Source organism: Rossellomorea marisflavi (genome assembly GCF_001274775.1).
Classification (GTDB): Bacteria; Bacillota; Bacilli; order Bacillales; family Bacillaceae_B; genus Rossellomorea; species Rossellomorea marisflavi.
Window position 1 is genome coordinate 714,734 of record NZ_LGUE01000001.1, and the last position, 20,759, is coordinate 735,492.

Below are 20,759 nucleotides of genomic sequence, written 5' to 3' on the forward strand. Positions count from 1 at the left end.
TTTCTTCAAATGGGGAGGGGAAATTGGTACAATGGGGTGAAAGGTGTGAGGGTTTTGGATAAGCTAGATCTGATGGAAGAGATGCGCCGGACGTATGGTCTCGACCCTGGTGGTCATGACTGGCATCATCTGGAGCGCGTGAGGAAGCTCGCTTTATACATAGCAGAAGAAGACCAAATCGGAGATCGAGACGTTTTAGAGTGGGCAGCGATCCTCCACGACGTGGCCGACGAAAAGCTCAATTCGACACCCGCTGAAGGAACAAGGAAGCTTGAAGGGTGGCTCCGTCAATTGCCTGTTACAACAGAAACCTTGGAGACGATCCGGGAAGTGATACACGCTATGGGGTTCAAAGGTGGAAGCACCGATGACCCCGTATTACCTGAAGCAAAGGTGCTCAGGGATGCAGACCGTCTCGATGCCATGGGTGCAATCGGCATTTCAAGGGTTTTCGCTTATGGCGGTTGGAAGGGCCAACCGATCCATCTTCCCGACCTTCCCGTCAGGGAGCGAATGACGAACGATGAATACAGGAAGGGGCCTTCCACAAGCATCAATCATTTCCATGAGAAACTGTTCAAGTTGAAAGACCTCATGCTGACACCGACGGGAAAACGCCTCGCAGAAGAGCGCCATGCAGTCATGGAAGACTTCATCAGGCAATTCACTATAGAATGGAATGGTCCACAATGAGAATGATTACAGGGGAACACCTGTCGAAAACATATGGGGAGAAGACGATCTTCAATGCGATTTCCTTCTCCATTGCAGAAAGGGAGCGTGTCGGCCTCATCGGCGTCAATGGAACGGGTAAGTCGAGTCTGTTGAAACTGATTGCCGGCATAGAAGAAGGTGATTCAGGCGAAATCATGAAGCCGAATGACTACAGGATTGCGTATCTTCCACAGGATCCATCCTTCGATCCTGATCTGTCGGTCTTGCAGCAGATCTTTAAAGGGGAGGCCGCTGTGATGAAGGCCATGAGGAGATACGAATCGGCCCTCATCCAAATGGAAAGCGGCTACGAAGATGAAGGGATCCAATCTGAATTCATGAACGCGCAGAAAGAGATGGATACTTTGAATGCGTGGGAAGCGAGTGCAGAGGCGAAAGCGATCCTGACCAAGCTTGGAATCACCGAATTCTCAAAGCGGATGGGGGAATTATCGGGAGGACAGAAGAAGCGTGTCGCACTTGCCGGCGTACTCATCGAGACACCGGATCTTCTCATTTTGGACGAGCCGACGAACCATCTCGACTACCAGTCCATCAAATGGCTGGAAGATTACCTGGGCAGATACAATGGATCGGTCCTATTGGTCACCCATGACCGCTATTTCCTTGATGCGGTCACGAATCGCATCTTTGAACTGGATGGTGGGAAGCTGTTCCATTATAAAGGGAACTATGCCGACTTCATCGAAGCCAAGGCCGTCCGGGAAGAAAATGAACGTCAACAGTCGATCAAGCAGAACAACCTCTATCGCCGTGAGCTCGCCTGGATGAGGAGGGGTGCGAAGGCCCGTTCCACCAAGCAAAAAGCACGCATCCAGCGCTTTGACGAGCTGGAGGATGCGAAAGGATCAGGTGGGAGGAGTTCGGAGATGGAGGTTTCCATCGGCGGTGATCGACTCGGGAAGCAGGTATTCGAGTTGAAGGATGCCGTGAAGACTTTCAAAGGGAATGTCATCCTGGATGGATACAACCGGCTCATCAAACCGAAGGACCGGATCGGGATTGTCGGGAAGAACGGCAGTGGCAAGTCCACGCTCTTGAATATCCTTGCCGGCCGCGAGGAATTGACCTCCGGTGAACTCATTACGGGTCAGACCGTAAAGATTGCTTATTATACCCAAGAGCATGAAGAACTTGATGAAAACATGAGGATGATTGAATATCTCAGGGAAGCTGGGGAGTACGTGACCACCGATAAGGGTGAGCAGATTTCAGTCACATCCATGCTCGAGCGGTTCCTGTTCCCGATGAGCACACATGGGACCCTGATACGGAAGCTTTCTGGTGGAGAGAAGAGGAGATTGTTCCTTTTGAGGCTCCTCATGGGGAAACCCAATGTCCTGCTTCTGGATGAGCCGACGAATGACCTTGATACGGAAACATTGACAGTCCTGGAGGATTATATCCATGAATTTACCGGCGTGGTCATCACCGTATCACATGATCGTTATTTCCTCGACAAGACGGCAAGAGAGCTCTTGATCTTCAACGGGCAGGGAAGCATCGATTCCTATATAGGGGAATATACCGAATACCTTGAACGATCTCAGCAGGTAGCCGTCAAATCCCCGGCCGCGAAGAAGGAACCGGCTCCCCAGGCAGTCCAGAAAGAGAAGAAACGCCTATCCTATATGGAAAAAAGGGAATGGGATGAGCTGGAAGACAAGATGGCAGACATCGAATCAAGAATCGAACAGGTCAATATGGAACTGCAGGGGATCGGCAGTGATTTCACAAAAGCCCAGCAGCTTATGGACGAGAGTGCCAAGCTCAACGAACAGCTTGAACACCTGATTGAACGGTGGAGCTATCTGTCTGAATTCGCCGAGTAGGGCCGATCATTTAGACGAAAGCACACGTTATGATAAAATGAGTAAAAGATCTTGAGAAAGGGGAGCGTGCAATGAGGATACTCTCGATCGAACCGACTCCGAGTCCGAATACAATGAAGGTTCTTCTCGACGAAGAATTGAAGGCCGGCCGGAGTAATAATTATAAGAAAGATCAAGCAGACGGGGCACCTGCCATCATTAAAAGCATCCTTTCCATAGAAGGGATCAAAGGGGTCTATCATGTCGCGGATTTCCTTGCAGTCGAGCGTAATGCCAAGTTCGACTGGCAGGCCCTCCTGTCAGAAGTAAGACAGGCTTTTGGTGAAGAGGGATCCCAATCGGAAACGGGACAGATGGAAGAACATTTCGGAGAGGTAAATGTGTCCGTACAGATGTTCAAAGGAATCCCGATGCAGGTAAAACTGACCGACGGGGAAGTTGAAAAACGATTCTCTCTTCCTTCAGCTTATATTGAAGCCATCGGTGAGGCTCAAAAAGAAGGGGACAACGTCGTCCTGCTCAGAAAATGGAAAGACTACGGTATCCGATACGGAGACTTGGAGGAGATTGGTGCCCAGGTAGTGGATGAACTTCAGGCAGCCTTCCCTGAAAGGCGCCTGAATGAACTGGTCGAGCAGGCTGGCGATACCACCATCCCCGAGCCGAGGAAAAGACGTAAGCTCACTCCTGCTGATCTTGAAGAAGCGGATTGGAAAATTCGCTATGAGCGTCTCGATGCCATGGAAGATCCTACACTTGACGACCTTCCCCTCTTGGAAAAGGCGCTGGATGATGAAAAAGTGTCTATCCGTAGGCTGGCGGTCGTTTATGCAGGAATGATCGAGAATGAGAAGGTCCTTCCCCTATTATATAAAGGGTTGGAGGATTCCTCTGTGTCCGTCAGGCGTACAGCAGGTGACTGTCTTTCGGATCTTGGATTCACACAGGCGATTCCGTTCATGATAGATGCCTTGAAAGACAAGAGCAAGCTGGTCCGCTGGCGCGCCGCCATGTATCTGTATGAGGTTGGTGATGAGAGCGCACTCGAGGGATTGAAGGCTGCAGAGGATGATCCAGAGTTCGAGGTGCGACTACAGGTGAAGATGGCCATCGAAAGGATTGAAGGTGGAGAAGAAGCCAAAGGATCCGTTTGGAAGCAAATGACTGAAGCCCGTTCAAAAAAAGACTAGAAAGGATGATGACAATATGTCAATGGCATATGAAGAATATATGAGACAGCTTGTACAGCCTATGAGACAAGAGCTGACTGGAGCAGGATTCAAAGAATTGAAGGATGAAGAGGAAGTAAAAACCTTTATGGAAGCAGCGGAAGGTACGACCCTTGTTGTCGTGAACTCGGTTTGCGGGTGTGCAGCAGGACTTGCCCGTCCGGCTGCGACGCAATCGGTATTGAATGACAAGGCCCCGGATCATCTGGTCACGGTATTCGCAGGGCAGGACAAAGAAGCCACGATGAAGATGCGTGAGTACTTCAAGGGCTACGAGCCTTCCTCTCCTTCCATGGCACTCCTGAAAGGAAAGGAAGTCGTCCATTTCATTCCACGTGAAGAAATTGAAGACCATGATATCGGAAGCATCATCTCCAATTTGACAGGTGCGTTCGAGAAGCACTGCTAATAGGCAGCGGATGGCGTATGGCCATCCGTCCTTTTTTTATGTAGAGACTTTATCAGGAAAACAGGTGAATCCAAATGGAAGAGATGTTTGTTACAACTTCTGGCAGGGCCGATGAATCCGTCAAGTTGAGAGCTAAAACCCTTGCAGGGGATTTCCAGATCCCCTATATTGAACGGAAGAAAAGGTCCATCGCCAATTATATGGGGCACCATCAGGCAGACTGCCTGGTCCTGGGGAAAGAGCGCGATGAATTGCATCGAAGGGGTGAGCAGCCTTTCTTCTTCCATCCGAACTCCGCTTCATTCCGGATCAAAAGAGTCCTGAGGGGAGAATCCGATCCGTTCATTGAAGCGGCCGGATTGAAAAAGGGAATGACCATGCTCGACTGCACATTGGGCCTTGCATCAGATAGTATCATCGCGAGTGCGGTGGTCGGCCGGACCGGATCTGTAACGGGAGTCGAAGCTAATCCGTATGTCGCCCATATCTTAAAACGTGGACTGAAGGAGTGGGTATCCCCACTGCCTGAGCTCAATGATGCCATGAAGAGAGTCAAGGTGATCAGTGGTCTGTCACAGTCCCTCTTGAAGCAACTGCCGGATGACTCCTTCGACGTTGTCTACTTCGATCCCATGTTTGAAGAAGGCTTGACCGATTCACATGGCATCAACCCGATCCGGAGCTGGGCCCACTATGAACGGCTCACCGGTGAAACGATAGAAGAAGCAAAACGGGTGGCAAAAGAGAGGGTCCTCCTGAAGGAACATTTCCGTTCTACTTTGTTCGTGGAACATGACTTCAAGGTCCTGATCAGACCTTCCTCGAAATTCCACTATGGCACCATCGATCTTTGATGGGCGTGAAAATAAAGGGACCTGGAAGCATTCGCTTCCAGGTCCCTTTATTACTCAATCGGTAACAGCCAAAACACAAAAATACCCTAACAATAGCAAGAAACCAATGCTGATCATCAAGCCAGTATCCATCTTTTTCTCTCCTTTACACATACTTCTAATCCTATACTACCACATCCATTGCATGTTATCCTCGGAAAATGAAAGCTTTTTCACCACTTTTTCAGAAAAGATAGTATAATGATAGATAATCAAGCTTAGACCCATACATGCTATGGGCAGTTTATCCAATGAAACATCACACGACCATTCCAACGACGATATACGCTACCAAAAAAAGAAAGGACGTTCCCTATGTCGATCTGGATCAAAAAATCGTTTTTCATCCTATTATCCATCCTGACATTCGGTCTGGTTTCTCCTACTCAGCCATTCCTGAATGAGGACAATCATGCCCTTGCAAAGGGTAACGGGAAATCATCCACCTTCGAATCAAGTACGGAAGACCCGGTGGAAGAAGAGGGGATGCTTTCAAGGGAGGACTTCCTGGATACCATCATGGCTCAGGCTGAACTTCATTCATATGAAAAATTCGGTACGAAAATCAAACCTGTGATCGAAGATGAATTCAGGTCGGTCGTACTCCCAAATCTTGAAAAAGCCATTGAAAAGACCGCTACCGATTTCCCTGATGAAGACTTGAGCTCACTTGTCATTTCAGAAGTGCCGGAATACGCCAAAACAGAGAAGATCTTTCACATTTATGACAGCCGTACAGGAAAGGACGTCATCCGGTTCCATGTAAGGAAAGATCACCCACCGAAAGATGGATATTACTTCAACTTCCACTACCATACGGCACATGATCAATTCATGGCCCATCATGATCTTGGAAGCATTTACTGGAACAAGAATATGCCTCCTCAGTGGAGGAGCCTTTCTTGATAGGAAGATGCGCGATGCACAGTGGTCGCGCTTTTTTATATGGAGGATAAAATGAGTCCACCTATTGGAACCCAGGTACATTCTTGCATGAAGAACCAAGGCTTCTACGATTGGAAGCAGGAGAAGTCTGAAGGCATTTAGTCGATGCTGAGTAAGTTACCATCATGTCCCACTCGCCCGATTTCCTTCTGAAGGAAGAGGGCTTACTATAACTATGTTGGAGGAGATTCGTATGCAAATGCCGGTACATATTGTGGCAGCAGGAGGGTTTGTTACAAATGAGAACGATGAGGTTTTACTAGTCAAAACCCGACGGGACGGTCACTGGGTGTTTCCAGGAGGACAAATAGAGGTCGGGGAAAACCTGATCGATGGGGTGATCAGGGAGGTCAAAGAAGAAAGCGGAATGGATGTGACAGTTTCCCATCTGGTAGGGGTTTTTTCGAACACAGCCACGTATGAGGGACATAGCGGAGTTAAGATTGTACCGACAAAAGTGATGTTTGATTTTGTTTGTGAACCCGTTGGCGGTGAATTCACCACTTCGGATGAAACATCAGATGTCCGCTGGGTCCATAAAGAAGACGTGCTGAACATGATATCCGCCCCTGCCCTTCGTACACGCTATCAGGCTTATTTGAATTTTGAGGGAAGTGTCCATTATATGGACTACGTGACCAAGCCGGAGTTTGAAGTGAAATCAAAGAGAACCATATAAGTCGGGGGGCCTTCCAAGCGAACGTTCCTGACAAGAAGAAATAAACCTGCCGACAGGGATAAGGTCCTCTATACTCTGGTTGGCTTTTACATTGAAGATCCATACAATTGGAATCAAGCGGCCATTCTGGATTTTAAAATCCTGTATCCACCAACGCTGTATTCCAAAATCTCCGGATCATTGTGAGGAAAGTAGCAATCATGTACACTATGGATATGGATACCGTTTACCGTCATCATATGATAATCGGGCTCTTTCTGGTAGAATGGTCTTTTGCACCCTATGGACCGATAGAAGATGACGGCCAATCAATAAGATATGAAGGTGATGACAGATGAAACAATATTTAGATTTATGCAAACATGTACTTGATCATGGTACGGAAAAAGGGGACAGGACTGGGACGGGTACGATCAGTACTTTCGGATACCAGATGAGGTTCGATCTTCAGGAAGGTTTCCCCCTCGTTACAACGAAGAAACTTCATGTCAAATCCATCATCCATGAACTTCTCTGGTTTTTGAATGGGGATACGAATGTGAAATATCTGCAGGATAATGGGGTAAGGATCTGGAATGAGTGGGCCGATGAAAACGGCGAGTTGGGACCTGTTTATGGTCATCAGTGGAGATCATGGCCTGGAAAAGACGGAGAAACGATCGACCAGATCAAAAATCTCATCACCACCATCAAAAATAATCCAGACTCCAGGAGAATGATCGTCAGTGCTTGGAACGTTGCCGATGTAGATTCCATGGCCCTCCCGCCTTGTCATTGCTTGTTCCAATTCTACGTGTCGGAAGGCAAGCTGTCCTGTCAGCTCTACCAGCGTTCTGCCGATGTCTTCCTCGGTGTGCCGTTCAACATCGCTTCGTATGCTCTCCTTACCATGATGGTGGCACAAGTATGCGATCTGGAGCCGGGTGAATTCGTGCATACATTCGGCGATGTTCACATCTATCAGAACCATGTGGAACAGGTGAACCTGCAGCTGACAAGGGATCCCCGTCCACTTCCGAAACTCGGAATCAACCCAGATGTGAAGGATATATTCGGATTCAGCTTTGAAGACTTCACGTTGAGCGGCTATGATCCCCATCCCCATATCAAAGGAGTCGTGTCTGTATGATTTCATTTATCTGGGCAATGGATGAAAACGGGTTGATAGGCAAGGACAATGCCCTGCCGTGGCGCCTACCGGAAGATCTGAAATTCTTCAAGCGCACGACGCTGGGTCATCCGGTTGTAATGGGGAGGAAAACATTCGAGTCTTTCGGCAAGCCGCTTCCGGAGAGGGAGAATGTGATTCTGACGAGGAATGCTTCTTTCTCACATGATGAATGCACGGTCTTCCATCACGTGGAAGAAGTCCTGGCATTTGTTGAAAAACAGCAGGGAGAGACGTTCATTATCGGTGGAAGCAATGTGTACGAACAGTTCCTGCCCCATGCGGATAAACTTTATGTGACCACGATCCACCATGCATTCGAAGGTGACACCCATATGGCGGAAGTCCCTTGGGATGACTTCACCCTTGTTTCGTCGGAAAAAGGGTTGAAAAACGAAAAAAATCCTTATGATTATGAGTTCAAGACATTCTTGCGTAAATGAAAAAGAGGCTGAGACAACTATGTTTTAGTCATAGTAAAACCCGCATCATTTGCCTACGATAAAGCAAATGATGCGGGTTTTGAATTTTTTGATGAACATTCAAATTTCATCGTTTCCAGCGGTTGATCGGAGTGCAAGAGGAAGACTCCAGCGGGAAGAGTGGCTCCCCGCAGGCTTGCCGAGGAGGCTCACGGGCTACCCGCGGAAAGCGTAGTCTTGCACGGAGATCATGAGCGGTAGTAAGATCCTATACTGATCGTGTTCGGCATTAAAGGGGACTCTTTTAGTTTTGTCCCAGCCTCTTTTTTGCTGTGATCTTATACGTAAAAAAGGATGCAGAAGTACATGAAGCTGCTGCCTGCCAGTACGAAAAGATGCCAGATGGCATGATTGTAAGGGATCTTCTTCCATACATAGAATACGGCTCCGACAGAATATAGGATACCACCTGTAAGCAACAAATCGAATCCCGCAGGAGTCAGACTTTCGTAAAGGGGCTTGATGGCTGCAAGCACGAGCCATCCCATGACAAGGTAAAAGAGGGTCGATACGATTTGAAAACGATCCACGAAGTAACACTTGAAGATGATGCCTATGATGGCAAGCCCCCAAACAATACCGAATAATGTCCAGCCAAGGGCACTTCTCACACTCACGAGCATGAGTGGCGTATAAGTGCCGGCGATGAGCACATAGATGGCTGAATGGTCCAGGACGGCGAAGACATTCTTTGCCTTCGAAGGTTTAAAGCTATGAAGGAGGGTGGAGAAGAGATATAGCAGGATCATGGATGCTCCAAAAATGGAGAAACTGACCACGTGCCAGGCCGAACCTTTATCCACGGCGAAGAGGACGAGCATGATGAGTGCCGGGATACTCAAGATCAAGCCGATTCCATGGGTGATGGCGTTGGCTATCTCTTCCTTCCAGTTTGAAAAATCGAAATCATAGGTCAATCAAAACATCCTTTCTGAATGAGATTGTCTCTCCATGATAAATCTCTTAAGGAGGGAATGCAAACTTTATCACATTAAAGGGATGGGGATATAAATTTTTTACCAGTGTAGGTTTTGACATATTCTGCAGTGGGAATTGAGGTATAATAGAAGTACAAACGGGCATAAAAGAGGATTGATACTTTGCTGACAAAAACCATTGAGTTCAAAACAAAGTATGGACAGAAGATTAAAGTCCACGGGATCCCGGTCATGAAGAATGACCATCCCCACTGGTTCACCGTAAATATGAGGCTGCGCCTTTATCTGGGCGGCCTGCATAAGCAGGGACCAGGGACCTACAGTTTCAGGGAATACTTGAAGAGAACGTTGAAATGGTCGGAATTCGAAAAGATTTATCAATCAGAAGAGCTGAAGAGCAACGCTTGACCGGGGAGGGTGCCACTGCTAAGCTATATGGCTTGGCGGTGGCACTTTATTCGTATGTGACCGGGTTACTGGCAGCGGTCACCAGGAGTCCCGTTTGTGGAGAAACGGTGAAATCCTTTTCATCTATTTAAATCCCAAACGAAGCACGCTATAATGAGAGGGATAAGGAAGATAGGATGTGGCTAACATGGAGAAAATCAAAATTGTAACGGATTCAACAGCAGACTTATCGGAAGACATGATCGGGGAGTTGGATATACACGTGGTTCCACTTTCGATTTTCATCGAAGGGGAAACGTATTTAGATAGAGTGGACCTTTCACCTGAAATGTTCCTGGAAAAGATGAAAGCGTCGGATGAACTACCAAAAAGTTCACAGCCTTCAGCAGGGGTGTTCGCAGAACTGTATGACGAACTGGGCAAAGATGGATCGAAAGTGATTTCCATCCATATGACGGGTGGCATGAGCGGTACAGTCCGTTCTGCGGAATCCGCGGCTGAGATCACCGATACAGATGTCACGGTTGTCGATTCCCGGTTCATTTCAAGGGGACTCGGTTTTCAGGTGATCGAGGCGGCGAGGCTCGCCAGGGAGGGTAAAGGCTTGGAGGAAATCCTCAAGGCCATTACAGAAATCCGCGAAAAGACACAGCTTTATGTGGTAGTGGATACGCTCGAAAATCTCGTCAAGGGAGGGCGTATCGGAAAAGGAAAAGCCATGATCGGTTCCTTGCTGAACATCAAGCCGATTGCTTCCCTCGCAGGAGGAGAATACACACCGGTGGCAAAAGTCAGGAGCCACACCCAGGTCGTGAAATTCCTTGTGCAGCAATTCATGGAAGATGTGAAAGGCAAAACCATAAAAGGCGTAGGGCTTTGTCATGCCGACGGGCTGGCCCTCGCCCAGAACCTTAAATCAAAAATCGCCGAAAAGACCGGATACGATCAATTCGATATCGGCGTCACGACACCGATCATCAGCACCCACACGGGGATCGGGGCAATCGGCTTCACCTATTATACGGATTGATCAAAAAGGGACGAAAGCCTGAGCTTTCGTCCTTTTTTGTTATCAGGAAGGCATGGGAGTCGGGGTCGGCTTGGCATAGCCCTCATTGTATTTCTCATCAATGGCTTTGCGGATTTCCTTGATCGACTTTCCCTTGTTATATTCGACAATGGATTCGGCGGCAATTTCAAGGCATACCCCACAGCGGGTACCATGGTCATCCCATATGGTCTCCTCACCATCCTTCTGTTGGACAAAGCAGTTAAAATTGCTTTTATGTCCGGCAGAATCACCACAGCCGCAGTAGCACGGTATGTACTCGAGAAGTTCCTGGTGCTGTGCCGATGCCGCATAGATCGTTCTCATGGTATCCTCTTTCCCGTCAAGGAATGAGGGAAGAATGTCGGGTGACGCCGTTTTTTCCTGGATATCCTCATTCATGATGGCATGACTTTCGTGATCATGCTCCTTTGTTGTTTTTTCCTCTTCGGAGCATCCGGCAATGAGAAGCGTCATCACCATGAAAGGTGAGATAAACACATGACGTTGTTTCACTCAAAAAACCCCCTATACTATCGTATGTAATTGAATTGTAACATTCATTTATCACCGTGCCATACATACAATAGTCATAGAATGTTGAACGTTTTGTCACAAATCGGCTAGTGGATTGTATCCGCCTTCATCTGTCGCTTGTGACACGGACTTATTGCCCTGAAGCCTCTTTATCTGATACACTAGTAACTTCAAAACGTCTGGATCATGTTTCGGTCTGAATGAAGAGTGATATACTATATATAAAGGAAAGGCGAGGTGAATATGATGAAAAAATGGAGTGTTCTCATTCTCGCTTTTGTATTTTTCTTGTCGGGGTGTTCCATTGAAGATGCGGCGAAGCATGTTTCGAGGCAGGTTTCCGACTGGGAAAAAGACCAGCCTCCCGAAGCGTTCATTCCGAAGAATTTGAATGTCACCTCCGTCGGGGATTCCCTGACTCAGGGGGTTGGAGACAGTACCGACAGCGGGGGTTATGTACCTTATCTTGAGAAGCTTCTTGAATCCACCGATGGCGTGAAGGATGCCGACTTCCATAATTATGGCGTCAGGGGCAATCGGACCGATCAATTGTTGAAGAAAATCAAAACCGATGAAGTGAAGTCTTCCATCGAAAAATCCGATGTGGTCATGATCACGATCGGTGGCAATGATATCATGAAGATCTTCAAGCAGAATCTTTCCAAGCTCAAGCTTGATGTCTTTCAACAGGAGCAGATTGCCTATCAGGAGAGGTTGAAAGAAATCCTCGATACGATCAGGGAATACAATCCCGATGCCGGAATCGTCCTTGTCGGGCTTTATAATCCTTTCAATACATGGTTTTCCGATATTGAAGAGGTCGAAGAAATCATTGATAGTTGGAATGAAGGAAGTCGTGAAGTGCTGGATGACTATGATCGTTCCCTGTTCGTCGAGATCGACGATCTGTTCATTGATGCCGGTGACGAATTGCTCTTCGAGGATTATTTCCATCCGAATGACGATGGGTATGAGCTCATTGCAGAGCGTATGTTTAAAAGGATGACGAAGGGGGAAACATTAGCTTCGTTGACACGTAAAGAGAAAAATCAATAGGAAGAGGAGTCGCCATGAAGAGCAAATGGAAAGTGGGGTTCTTTGCATTAGCCGGGCTGATGCTGGCAGTGATCATCGTCCTTCTGATCATGGTGTCTGCACCGATCAAGGACGACCCGGTTCCTAAAGGGAATCCTGACGAAAACAATGATGTCGGATTCAATATCCAGACAGATAAAGAGGACTTGAACCTGATCATCGAACATTATATCGAAGAAGAGGGCATGGATGGCCCGGTTGATTACGGAGTGCAGCTGAAGGATGATGTTGAACTTATCGGCTCTGTACCCGTATTCACCTCGAATCTTGATTTCAAATTGACATTCGAACCGGAAGCCCTCGAGAATGGGGATATCCTGCTGAAGCAAAAATCCATCTCACTCGGTAAACTTAAGCTACCAGTCTCTTACGTGCTTAAAATCGTTAGGGACTCCTATAATTTCCCCGAGTGGGTGAAGATTCGACCAAATGATGAAGAAATCTATGTGGCCCTTCAGGATATGGAGCTGAAGAGCGACATCAAGGTGCGTGCGAATGAATTCAATTTGAAGGATGACCGTATCTCATTCCGATTGCTCGTTCCCGTTGATCGTGCCCTGCAAAATTAAAAGAAGGCAGCCGACCCGGCTGCCTTCTTTCTCATTTATCCCTTGATGAGCACAGCTTCCAGGGCAGGCTCGCCGCCTGCGAAGCCCGCTGCAATGATGGTATAGGCCTGATTCGCCTCGAATTTGACGTCAGGGATGGAGAGGACAACGTCCTTGGATCCTGCCGGCCTGACTTCGAGGTCGACGGTCATGGGGGTCAATCCCAAGTATTCCGTTGCCTGCTTAAAGGAGACATTCGGGAAGATGACATCTCTTCCTTTGACCGCGATGTCGACGGCAGGTGCATCCGGTGAAAGGTGGATGAACTTCACTTTCGTTTCTCCCGCCGGTACTCCAGGTTCATCCACATACGGAAGGAGCTGCAGCTTTTTCGTCGTTCCGGCTGCTGCCAACGTGTATGCTTTGCCCGGGTCGACCTTGACCTTTTTGCTGATGATCGTTTCTGTGCTGGTACCTGTCGGATACACATCAATATGATACTTGCCTCCCGGCAGGGTGAGGTAGTCGCTGACATCCTTGAATGCGAGTTTCCTCAGTACACGGTGTCCGTTGACGTATACATCGACTTCCCCTGCATCCGGCACCCCGTGGAATACCCGGACATAGCTCGGTTGGGAAGCCGTCGTCAGATCGGCTCTCTGGGCCTCGAGGGCAAGCCTCATATATTTAAGGTGTTTCAGATAATAATGATGATGCATATTCGGATTGGAATATTTGTAATAGCAGGATAAAAGATCATACATCGCGGCTTTATTCAAATACTGTTCCTGGCTCATGAAGACATCTCTCCTTCGTACGGACTTGACAGGATAGAATATGCATGAACGCCCAAACGGTGAAAATATTCTTGCACTTCGGAATATTGATGATATAATTGGAATAACGACAAAAGAGAGCAGGTGATGAATATGGGATTCTCGACTGGAGCATTCAACCACACATACCAATACCAAAACCGCATTCATCACGCTTCCGTGCTCTAACGGGGTTAACAGGGACCATTCTGCCTGAAGAAGAATCCGTCTGCGTGATGAACGCGGACGGATTTTTTATTTTAGGAGGAATTACCATTGAATCAGTATAAATCAATCATTTTTAATACCGCCAGGCAGGAATATGCCCTTCATCTGGCAGACCATTCGGAAGTGGCACGGGTGGTCACGGAACAAAAGGGATTCTATAAGGTGATGACGGACACGGAAGAAGGATTGCTGTGTCAGGTGACAGGAAAGATGAGGTTCCGATCAGCTTCCCGTGAAAACCTTCCGGCAGTCGGTGACTGGGTGACCATCAGGAAGGATGAAGCCATCATCGAGCGTGTCCTTCCCAGGAAGAGCAAGTTCTCACGGAAAATGGCAGGGAATGAGGCGGAAGAACAAATCATCGCCGCGAATATTGATACGGTTTTCATTTTGAGCTCATTGAATGACGATCTTAATCTTCATCGAATCGAGCGGTACGTCATCCTGTGCTGGGAGAGCGGTGCTAACCCCGTTGTGATCCTTACAAAGGCAGATGTCTGTACCGATGTGGCTGAACGGGTCTCTGAAGTAGAGGCTGCGCTCGTAGGGGTGCCCGTCCTGGCCATCAGTTCCCTGGACCGTACAGGGTTGGAGGCGCTGTATCCGTATCTTACCCCTGGTAAGACCGTCGCCTTGACGGGCTCTTCCGGCGTGGGAAAATCCACCCTTACTAATGAACTTCTTCAAGAAAGCCTTCAGAAAACGAAGGAAGTCCGGGATTCAGATGATAAAGGAAGGCATACCACGACCCATCGGGAGCTATTCCTCCTCGATTCGGGAGCTGCCCTTATCGATACGCCCGGTATGAGGGAGATCCAGATCCTCCAAGGAAGCGAAGGTCTGTCCACCCAGTTCAACGACGTGGAGGAGCTTGCACGTTCCTGCAGATTCAATGATTGCTCTCACGGGAGCGAACCGGGCTGTGCCATCAGAATCGCCATCGAGGAAGGGTCGTTAAGTGAGGATCGATACCTTCATTATGAGAAGCTGCAAAGGGAAATCGCCTACATGGAAAGGCGCGGCAATAAACGCCTCGAGTCCCTTGAGAGGAAAAAATGGAAGAGCATGAGCAAGAAACGGAAAAACTGATGCAACTGTCCCTTTCTTTGTACCCTGGGATGGAATAGGGATGGTTGGAAAAGTGAACAGCCGGTAGAACGATTTTCTGATGATAACGGTCTTGTCCCTTTAACACGAGGTGTGTCAACACCCGTATGTAAAGGGATTTTTAAATTGATTGAATGCATCATGCGGACAATGTTTCTGTACCACGTCCCGGAAGGCGGATTGTTTAACTTTTCAGTGCATTTGGGGTACACTTACAGTATGAAATCACGAATAGGAAAGGGTGTTGATCATGACGGGTGAAAAGAAGAAAAAAAAGGCGACCTTCGCCGGAGGATGTTTCTGGTGCATGGTCAAACCATTCGATGAACAGCCTGGTATTTATGGCATCACTTCAGGTTATACGGGAGGTCATGTCAAGAATCCGACTTACCGTCAGGTATGCTCTGAGACAACCGGGCACTATGAAGCAGTCGAAATCGAATATGACCCCGATGTATTCCCATATGAAAAATTGTTGGAGCTTTACTGGCAGCAGATCGATCCGACTGATCCCGGAGGGCAGTTCCATGATCGGGGACAATCGTATCAGACCGTCATCTTTTACCATGATGACAGCCAAAAGGAGGCTGCGGAGGCTTCAAAAGAAGAACTTGCAGCATCGGGGCGATTCAGTCAGCCCATCGCAACCAAGATCCTCCCTGCATCCGAGTTCTACCCAGCAGAGGAATATCACCAGGATTACTATAAAAAGAATCCCACACACTATCGTCAATACAGCATAGGATCCGGACGCGCCGGATTCATACAGCATCATTGGAGGGATGAAGGATGAGTAAAGAGGATCTCAAAAATAAACTCACAGCAGAACAATATGAAGTGACACAAAACAATGGAACCGAGCCTCCTTTCAGGAATGAGTATTGGGACCAATTCTCTGATGGGATCTATGTGGATGTCGTGTCCGGTGAAGCCCTTTTCAGCTCACGGGATAAATATGACGCCGGCTGCGGATGGCCCAGCTTCACGAAGCCGATCCAAAAGGAAGACATCGTCGAAAAACAGGACAGAAGTCATTTCATGGTTCGGACAGAGGTCCGTTCCAAAGAAGCCGATTCTCATCTCGGGCATGTATTCGATGACGGTCCTGGTCCAACCAAGCTCCGTTATTGCATCAATTCGGCCGCCCTCAGATTCATCCCGTTAGATGAACTTGAAGAAGAAGGCTACGGGGAATACAAAAAGCTTTTTGATTGAATCAACATGCCATCCGCCAGGTTTATGGCGGAGTACATAGGTGTAAATATACAGTAGGATGGTGAATGATATGTTCAAGAAATTATTCGGTAAGAAAGAAGAAAGCCCTAAAACAATCTCGGTCGTTGCTCCTTTATCGGGAACGATCAAATCATTGGAAGAAGTACCGGATCCAGTGTTCTCTCAAAAAATGATGGGGGACGGGATCGCAATCGTTCCCGATAACGGAAAAGTGGTTTCCCCGGTAGACGGAGAAATCATGCAGCTATTCCCAACCAAGCACGCCGTCGGCATCAAGGCAGCGAACGGTGCGGAATTACTCATCCATATCGGACTTGAAACGGTCTCCATGAAAGGAGAGGGGTTCGAGGCTCATGTGTCTGAAGGCTCCAAGGTACAAGCGGGCGATCCCCTCATTACGTTTGACGTAAGGCTGGTAGAAGAAAAGGCCAAGAGCACCATCACTCCGATCATTTTGACAAACGGAGACGATATGGGAGAGCTTGTGAAAAAGGATGGAACCAAGGTAGAGGCAGGAAGCGGAGAAATCCTGGAGATTTCTTCAAAATGAACGGAGAGGACCGGGGAATCATGACCGGTCCTCTTTTCTTTTTGGGGAAAAACACAAACCTTTTGTGGGTGATTGACATACAGTGTATAGAAATTTGATTCAATCACTTAACCTTAAGGAGTGGTTTACGTGAATTATGGATACGGTTGTGACCCATGTTACCAGGGCGGGTATGGCTACCCGACAGGTGGCTATTCAGGCGGATTTGCCTTGATTGTCGTCCTTTTCATTCTATTGATCATTATTGGAGCCGTTTGCTACTGCGGGGATTGATAAAACAAACAGAAGCTCCCGTGGAATCCTGGGTAGGGGAATACCCTCTGATGATGGGGAGCCATGAATTCAACTTTGCACATACAAAAACCACGCTTGGAGTCCAAGCGTGGTTTTTGCGTTGTATTGGATCTTTTCTCCGGTTTGTAAGGGATGGCATCGGTGATGGATTCTTAAATCTTGAAGTTCGAGATGATCCCTTTTAGTGCTTCTGCCTGCTTTGAGAGCTCTGAGGCGCTTGCCGTCACTTGTTCCATCGCCGCAGAACCTTCTTCAGCAGCGGCCGCTGTCGTTTCGGTATTGGCAGCCGTAGACTCACTGATTTCGTTTACGGCGGCAAATGATGAAGCTACTTCCTGGGAGAGGTTAAGCGTTTCATGGATATGCCCCACCATTTCTTCCACTACGGAAGAAGTTCTCTCTGTGTGCTTGAGGATATCCTTCAGTGCAGAATTGGTCATATTGGTTGTTTCCACTCCAGCAATGACTTCCTTCACACCCTCGGCATTCTGATCGATGATAAGATCGACTTCCTCCTGGATGCTGTGGACGATTCCCGTCACACCTTTTGCTGCATCCCTTGATTGTTCGGCAAGTTTTCTTACTTCATCGGCCACCACGGCGAATCCGCGTCCGTGCTCTCCTGCCCGGGCGGCTTCAATGGCGGCATTCAGTGCTAGAAGATTCGTTTGTTCTGAAATATCCGTGATGGTTGCAATGATGGCGGATATTTCAGATGAGCGCTTCCCAAGGGCTTCGACTGTCCGGGTCGTGTGGGCCATTGTTTCTTCGATTCCCTGCATCTTTGCAGAGGATTCCCGTACGGATTCTCCGCCTTTTTCTGCAGCGTTCTTCATCCCGATTGCGGTGGATTTCACTTGCTCCGCCTGCTGGAACAGGAAGCGGGAAGCTTCTTCAAGGCTGTTCATCTTATGTAATGAAGCAGACATGCGGGTCGTGGTGTCTTCGCTACCTGCCGCGATTTCACTTGAAGTTTCGGCAATGGATGAGATCGTGTGAGAGGTTTCCTCTGCAGAAGCAAGCAGTTCTTGTGAGCTTGCTGATACATTTTCCGCCATTTCAGTCACCTGGCGGACAAGGACGGATATGCCTGCAATCAGCTTATTCGTATCCTCTGCGAGACCACCGAGCTCATCACGGCTCTTGACATGGATGCGTTTCGTCAAGTCTCCGCCGGCATCGGCGATTTCGAGTATGGATGTACTGATTTTACGTGTATTCTTCAGGATCGTCCTCGACAGCCATATGCTGAAGATCACAATCAGGATGATGGCTAGCATGGATAGGCTCCCCGTGATGATCTTGGAGTTCATCACCAAGGTATTGAGGGAATCCATACGCTTTTCGAGATCTTTCTCCTGTGTCTCGGTGATCATATCCACATAGGAGCGGATTCCGTCTATGTATTTCTTACCGGTTCCGGTTTCCACAAGGGCTGCGGCCTCTTTGAAGCCATCTGTTTCCCTCTTATCAATGACGCGGTCGACGAATTGGATCCAGAATGAGTACTGCTTGTCGATTTTTTCGAGCTTGCTCATTTGATCAGGGTTCTCTTTAAGGAGCTTCTTTAATTCTGCCAAATTCTCATTCACTTGTTTTTTTCCATTATCATACGGAGCAAGGAAACCGCTCGCCCCTGTGATCACATAGCCTTGTTCTCCGATCTCGATTTCATTGAGCAATCGCGACAGATCCTTAGCTGTGGCGTCTATGGCCATGTCCGATTCAATCAATTTGTCCATTTCGGCTTCAAGCTTGGTTGTATTCAGATAGGATGTATACGCAATGACCCATATGATGATGGCAAGTACGCTGAATGATAGGACGACTTTTCCACGAATTGATCGAAAGTAAGGGTTTTTCTTTCCCTTTTTTTCTTTATCTTGCTTTTTTTTTCGGTGTTTTATTTTTTTCTTCACCGTTTCCCCCTCCTTTTATAAGAAAAAAGTAGTATGACAGGTTGAACTTACCACTATTTTAACTGTATACATAGGATTAATCTAGTGGTCAATCCATCAAATTGTCGAAAAAGGTAGAATTTTTCGGGACTATTATCCTGTTTCAGATAAACGGATGGAATCAAAGTTTTTTCAAGGAAGACGAAAGATTCCAGGATTTCCACATAAATATAGTGGAGAAGGAATTTTCTTATCAACACATGGTGTCCGCTGGAATCCTGCTGAATAATCGTGGATTTTCCGGATCGATGGTTGATGTATCGCCTCCAACCAGATCGAACAAAGAGAGATTATTATCCGTTCAGGAGGGACGCTATGCTTCGTTCACATTTGATCAAGCCGCTTATCGGTGAATATTATCCGACGATCGATTATGGAAAAGGGATCTATTTGTATGATGATAGTGGACAAGAATATATTGATGCGTGTTCAGGGGCGGTTACCGCCAATCTGGGTCACGGGATGGAGGATATCCTGCAATCGATCGTGCAGCAGGGCAATAAGGTGGCATTCGTCTATCGCTCGCAGTTCAGCAATCAGCCGGCTGAGGATCTGGCTGCATTCTTATATGAAAAGACGGGGTATGCCTGGAGTTTCTTTGTCAACAGCGGATCGGAAGCAGTAGAGACGGCAATCAAGATTGCGATTCAGCATTGGCAGGAGCAGGGTAGATCCTCGAAGACTCGTATTCTATCAAGATGGCTGAGCTATCACGGCATCACGATGGGTGCACTCTCTGCATCCGGTCACCCTGTCAGGCGTGAACGTTTTGATGGTCATCTGGGGGATTGGCCGACAGTGGAGCCCCCGTACTGCCTTCGCTGTCCATTCGGTAAAGTATATCCATCTTGCGGCTTATTCTGTGCAGACCAACTCGATACCATGATCCGCCGCATAGGAGCAGATCAAATTGCCGCCTTTGTTGCCGAGCCCGTCATCGGTGCTGCAGGAGGGGCGATTGTGCCTCCGAAGGGATACGAGAAAAGGATCCGGGAAATCTGTGATCACCACGACATTCTCTACATTTCCGATGAAGTCATGACCGGTTGCGGGAGGACGGGTACATTTTTGACTCTGGAACAGTCCGGAGTGGAAGCGGATATCGTGACGATCGGAAAGGGGTTGAGCGCTGGATACGCCCCCATTGCGGCTACACTCGTCTCTGACCGGGTCATGAATCCCGTTCTGAGCGGATCGAAGGTCGTCATGAGTGGGCATACATTCAGCGGTAATCCCTTATCGGCTGCAGCAGCCCTTGCAGTACTGAAATTGATCGACAAAGAGGACATCATTTCACAAGTCCAATCAAAAGGAACGTATATGCGCAATCTCCTTGAAAAGCTCAAGGGAGAATTCCACTTTATCGAGGAGGTCCGTGGGAAAGGACTGCTCATCGGTCTAGAAATGGTGGAAGGAGCGGGCAGCCCATTCACTTCCCTGATTGTCAAGAAGGGAATCCAAAACGGGATCCTTCTGTATCCTGCCGCAGCGGGGATCGACGGAAGGAGCGGGTCTGCCATCATGATTGCCCCACCTCTCAACAGTTCAAAGCGGGACTTGGAGGAAATCTGTTTGCGGCTGAAAGCGGCCTTGAGGGAGTCAGCGGCAGAATGGAAGGAGTAGAA

General features: G+C 48.0%; 22 protein-coding genes and 1 pseudogene. 19 read left to right on the forward strand and 4 right to left on the reverse strand.

Features of this window, described 5'->3' with window-relative positions; genetic code table 11:
* Nucleotides 1-72 precede the first annotated feature (72 nt).
* From AF331_RS03610 to AF331_RS03650, 9 genes are all read left to right on the forward strand, one after another.
* The gene (locus AF331_RS03610) at nucleotides 73-693 is read left to right on the forward strand and encodes an HD domain-containing protein (RefSeq protein WP_053427766.1); all 621 of its coding nucleotides are present in this window, start codon (nucleotides 73-75) and stop codon (nucleotides 691-693) included.
* Entirely contained in the window at nucleotides 690-2,567 is a 1,878-nt protein-coding gene (locus tag AF331_RS03615) for an ABC-F family ATP-binding cassette domain-containing protein (RefSeq protein WP_053426798.1), read from the forward strand. Before AF331_RS03610 ends, AF331_RS03615 begins: the two co-directional genes overlap by 4 nt.
* A gap of 71 nt (nucleotides 2,568-2,638) precedes the next feature.
* Nucleotides 2,639-3,757, forward strand: a complete 1,119-nt coding sequence (locus AF331_RS03620) for a conserved virulence factor C family protein (RefSeq protein ID WP_053426799.1) — start codon at nucleotides 2,639-2,641, stop codon at nucleotides 3,755-3,757.
* 16 nt (nucleotides 3,758-3,773) lie between these two features.
* Nucleotides 3,774-4,205 carry a BrxA/BrxB family bacilliredoxin gene (locus AF331_RS03625; protein WP_053426800.1) on the forward strand — a complete coding sequence of 144 codons (432 nt, stop codon included), beginning with the start codon at nucleotides 3,774-3,776 and terminating at the stop codon, nucleotides 4,203-4,205.
* An 83-nt stretch (nucleotides 4,206-4,288) separates the two neighbouring features.
* Entirely contained in the window at nucleotides 4,289-5,059 is a 771-nt protein-coding gene (locus AF331_RS03630) for a class I SAM-dependent methyltransferase (protein WP_053427767.1), read from the forward strand.
* A 354-nt stretch (nucleotides 5,060-5,413) separates the two neighbouring features.
* Complete coding sequence (locus AF331_RS03635; protein ID WP_053426801.1) at nucleotides 5,414-6,004, forward strand: YpjP family protein; 591 nt, start codon at nucleotides 5,414-5,416, stop codon at nucleotides 6,002-6,004.
* Nucleotides 6,005-6,236: 232 nt separating this feature from the next.
* A complete protein-coding gene (locus AF331_RS03640) occupies nucleotides 6,237-6,722 on the forward strand; it encodes an NUDIX hydrolase (RefSeq protein ID WP_053426802.1) in 486 nt (161 codons plus the stop codon).
* 334 nt (nucleotides 6,723-7,056) lie between these two features.
* Nucleotides 7,057-7,851, forward strand: coding sequence for a thymidylate synthase (locus tag AF331_RS03645; RefSeq protein WP_053426803.1), 795 nt, complete (start codon nucleotides 7,057-7,059; stop codon nucleotides 7,849-7,851).
* Nucleotides 7,848-8,333, forward strand: a complete 486-nt coding sequence (locus tag AF331_RS03650; RefSeq protein WP_053426804.1) for a dihydrofolate reductase — start codon at nucleotides 7,848-7,850, stop codon at nucleotides 8,331-8,333. The genes AF331_RS03645 and AF331_RS03650 overlap by 4 nt, the downstream gene beginning before the upstream one ends.
* A 317-nt stretch (nucleotides 8,334-8,650) precedes the next feature.
* Here the strand turns inward: AF331_RS03650 and trhA are convergent, their stop codons facing one another.
* Nucleotides 8,651-9,289: a PAQR family membrane homeostasis protein TrhA gene (gene trhA, locus AF331_RS03655; protein ID WP_053426805.1), complete on the reverse strand. Its 639-nt coding sequence runs from the start codon at nucleotides 9,287-9,289 to the stop codon at nucleotides 8,651-8,653.
* A gap of 183 nt (nucleotides 9,290-9,472) precedes the next feature.
* On the opposite strand from trhA, the gene AF331_RS03660 reads away from it, so the two are divergent.
* Both AF331_RS03660 and AF331_RS03665 read left to right on the forward strand, forming a co-directional pair.
* Nucleotides 9,473-9,718 carry a DUF2535 family protein gene (locus AF331_RS03660; RefSeq protein ID WP_053426806.1) on the forward strand — a complete coding sequence of 82 codons (246 nt, stop codon included), beginning with the start codon at nucleotides 9,473-9,475 and terminating at the stop codon, nucleotides 9,716-9,718.
* A gap of 187 nt (nucleotides 9,719-9,905) precedes the next feature.
* Nucleotides 9,906-10,748, forward strand: a complete 843-nt coding sequence (locus AF331_RS03665) for a DegV family protein (RefSeq protein WP_053426807.1) — start codon at nucleotides 9,906-9,908, stop codon at nucleotides 10,746-10,748.
* Between the two features lie 42 nt (nucleotides 10,749-10,790).
* Here the strand turns inward: AF331_RS03665 and AF331_RS03670 are convergent, their stop codons facing one another.
* A complete protein-coding gene (locus AF331_RS03670) occupies nucleotides 10,791-11,249 on the reverse strand; it encodes a PCYCGC motif-containing (lipo)protein (protein ID WP_053427768.1) in 459 nt (152 codons plus the stop codon).
* A gap of 342 nt (nucleotides 11,250-11,591) precedes the next feature.
* Between AF331_RS03670 and AF331_RS03675 the strand changes: the two genes are divergently transcribed.
* Both AF331_RS03675 and AF331_RS03680 read left to right on the forward strand, forming a co-directional pair.
* Nucleotides 11,592-12,359, forward strand: a complete 768-nt coding sequence (locus tag AF331_RS03675; protein ID WP_235576304.1) for an SGNH/GDSL hydrolase family protein — start codon at nucleotides 11,592-11,594, stop codon at nucleotides 12,357-12,359.
* A 14-nt stretch (nucleotides 12,360-12,373) separates the two neighbouring features.
* The gene (locus tag AF331_RS03680; RefSeq protein WP_048005813.1) at nucleotides 12,374-12,967 is read left to right on the forward strand and encodes a YpmS family protein; all 594 of its coding nucleotides are present in this window, start codon (nucleotides 12,374-12,376) and stop codon (nucleotides 12,965-12,967) included.
* A 35-nt stretch (nucleotides 12,968-13,002) separates the two neighbouring features.
* On the opposite strand, the gene AF331_RS03685 is transcribed toward AF331_RS03680, so the two are convergent.
* Nucleotides 13,003-13,743 carry a DUF4397 domain-containing protein gene (locus AF331_RS03685; RefSeq protein WP_053426809.1) on the reverse strand — a complete coding sequence of 247 codons (741 nt, stop codon included), beginning with the start codon at nucleotides 13,741-13,743 and terminating at the stop codon, nucleotides 13,003-13,005.
* 294 nt (nucleotides 13,744-14,037) lie between these two features.
* Between AF331_RS03685 and rsgA the strand changes: the two genes are divergently transcribed.
* From rsgA to AF331_RS22850, 5 genes and pseudogenes are all read left to right on the forward strand, one after another.
* Nucleotides 14,038-15,078, forward strand: coding sequence for a ribosome small subunit-dependent GTPase A (gene rsgA / locus AF331_RS03690; RefSeq protein WP_053426810.1), 1,041 nt, complete (start codon nucleotides 14,038-14,040; stop codon nucleotides 15,076-15,078).
* A 268-nt stretch (nucleotides 15,079-15,346) separates the two neighbouring features.
* Nucleotides 15,347-15,889, forward strand: a complete 543-nt coding sequence (gene msrA / locus AF331_RS03695; protein ID WP_053427769.1) for a peptide-methionine (S)-S-oxide reductase MsrA — start codon at nucleotides 15,347-15,349, stop codon at nucleotides 15,887-15,889.
* Nucleotides 15,886-16,311 carry a peptide-methionine (R)-S-oxide reductase MsrB gene (gene msrB / locus AF331_RS03700; protein ID WP_053426811.1) on the forward strand — a complete coding sequence of 142 codons (426 nt, stop codon included), beginning with the start codon at nucleotides 15,886-15,888 and terminating at the stop codon, nucleotides 16,309-16,311. Before msrA ends, msrB begins: the two co-directional genes overlap by 4 nt.
* 70 nt (nucleotides 16,312-16,381) lie before the next feature.
* The gene (locus AF331_RS03705; protein WP_053426812.1) at nucleotides 16,382-16,882 is read left to right on the forward strand and encodes a PTS sugar transporter subunit IIA; all 501 of its coding nucleotides are present in this window, start codon (nucleotides 16,382-16,384) and stop codon (nucleotides 16,880-16,882) included.
* 183 nt (nucleotides 16,883-17,065) lie between these two features.
* A pseudogene (locus tag AF331_RS22850) lies at nucleotides 17,066-17,155 on the forward strand (YjcZ family sporulation protein); the annotation flags it as partial.
* A gap of 173 nt (nucleotides 17,156-17,328) precedes the next feature.
* Here the strand turns inward: AF331_RS22850 and AF331_RS03710 are convergent.
* On the reverse strand, nucleotides 17,329-19,095 hold the full coding sequence (locus tag AF331_RS03710) for a methyl-accepting chemotaxis protein (RefSeq protein ID WP_082346706.1): 1,767 nt from the start codon (nucleotides 19,093-19,095) through the stop codon (nucleotides 17,329-17,331).
* Between the two features lie 354 nt (nucleotides 19,096-19,449).
* On the opposite strand from AF331_RS03710, the gene AF331_RS03715 reads away from it, so the two are divergent.
* Complete coding sequence (locus tag AF331_RS03715; RefSeq protein WP_053426813.1) at nucleotides 19,450-20,757, forward strand: aspartate aminotransferase family protein; 1,308 nt, start codon at nucleotides 19,450-19,452, stop codon at nucleotides 20,755-20,757.
* Nucleotides 20,758-20,759: the final 2 nt, after the last annotated feature.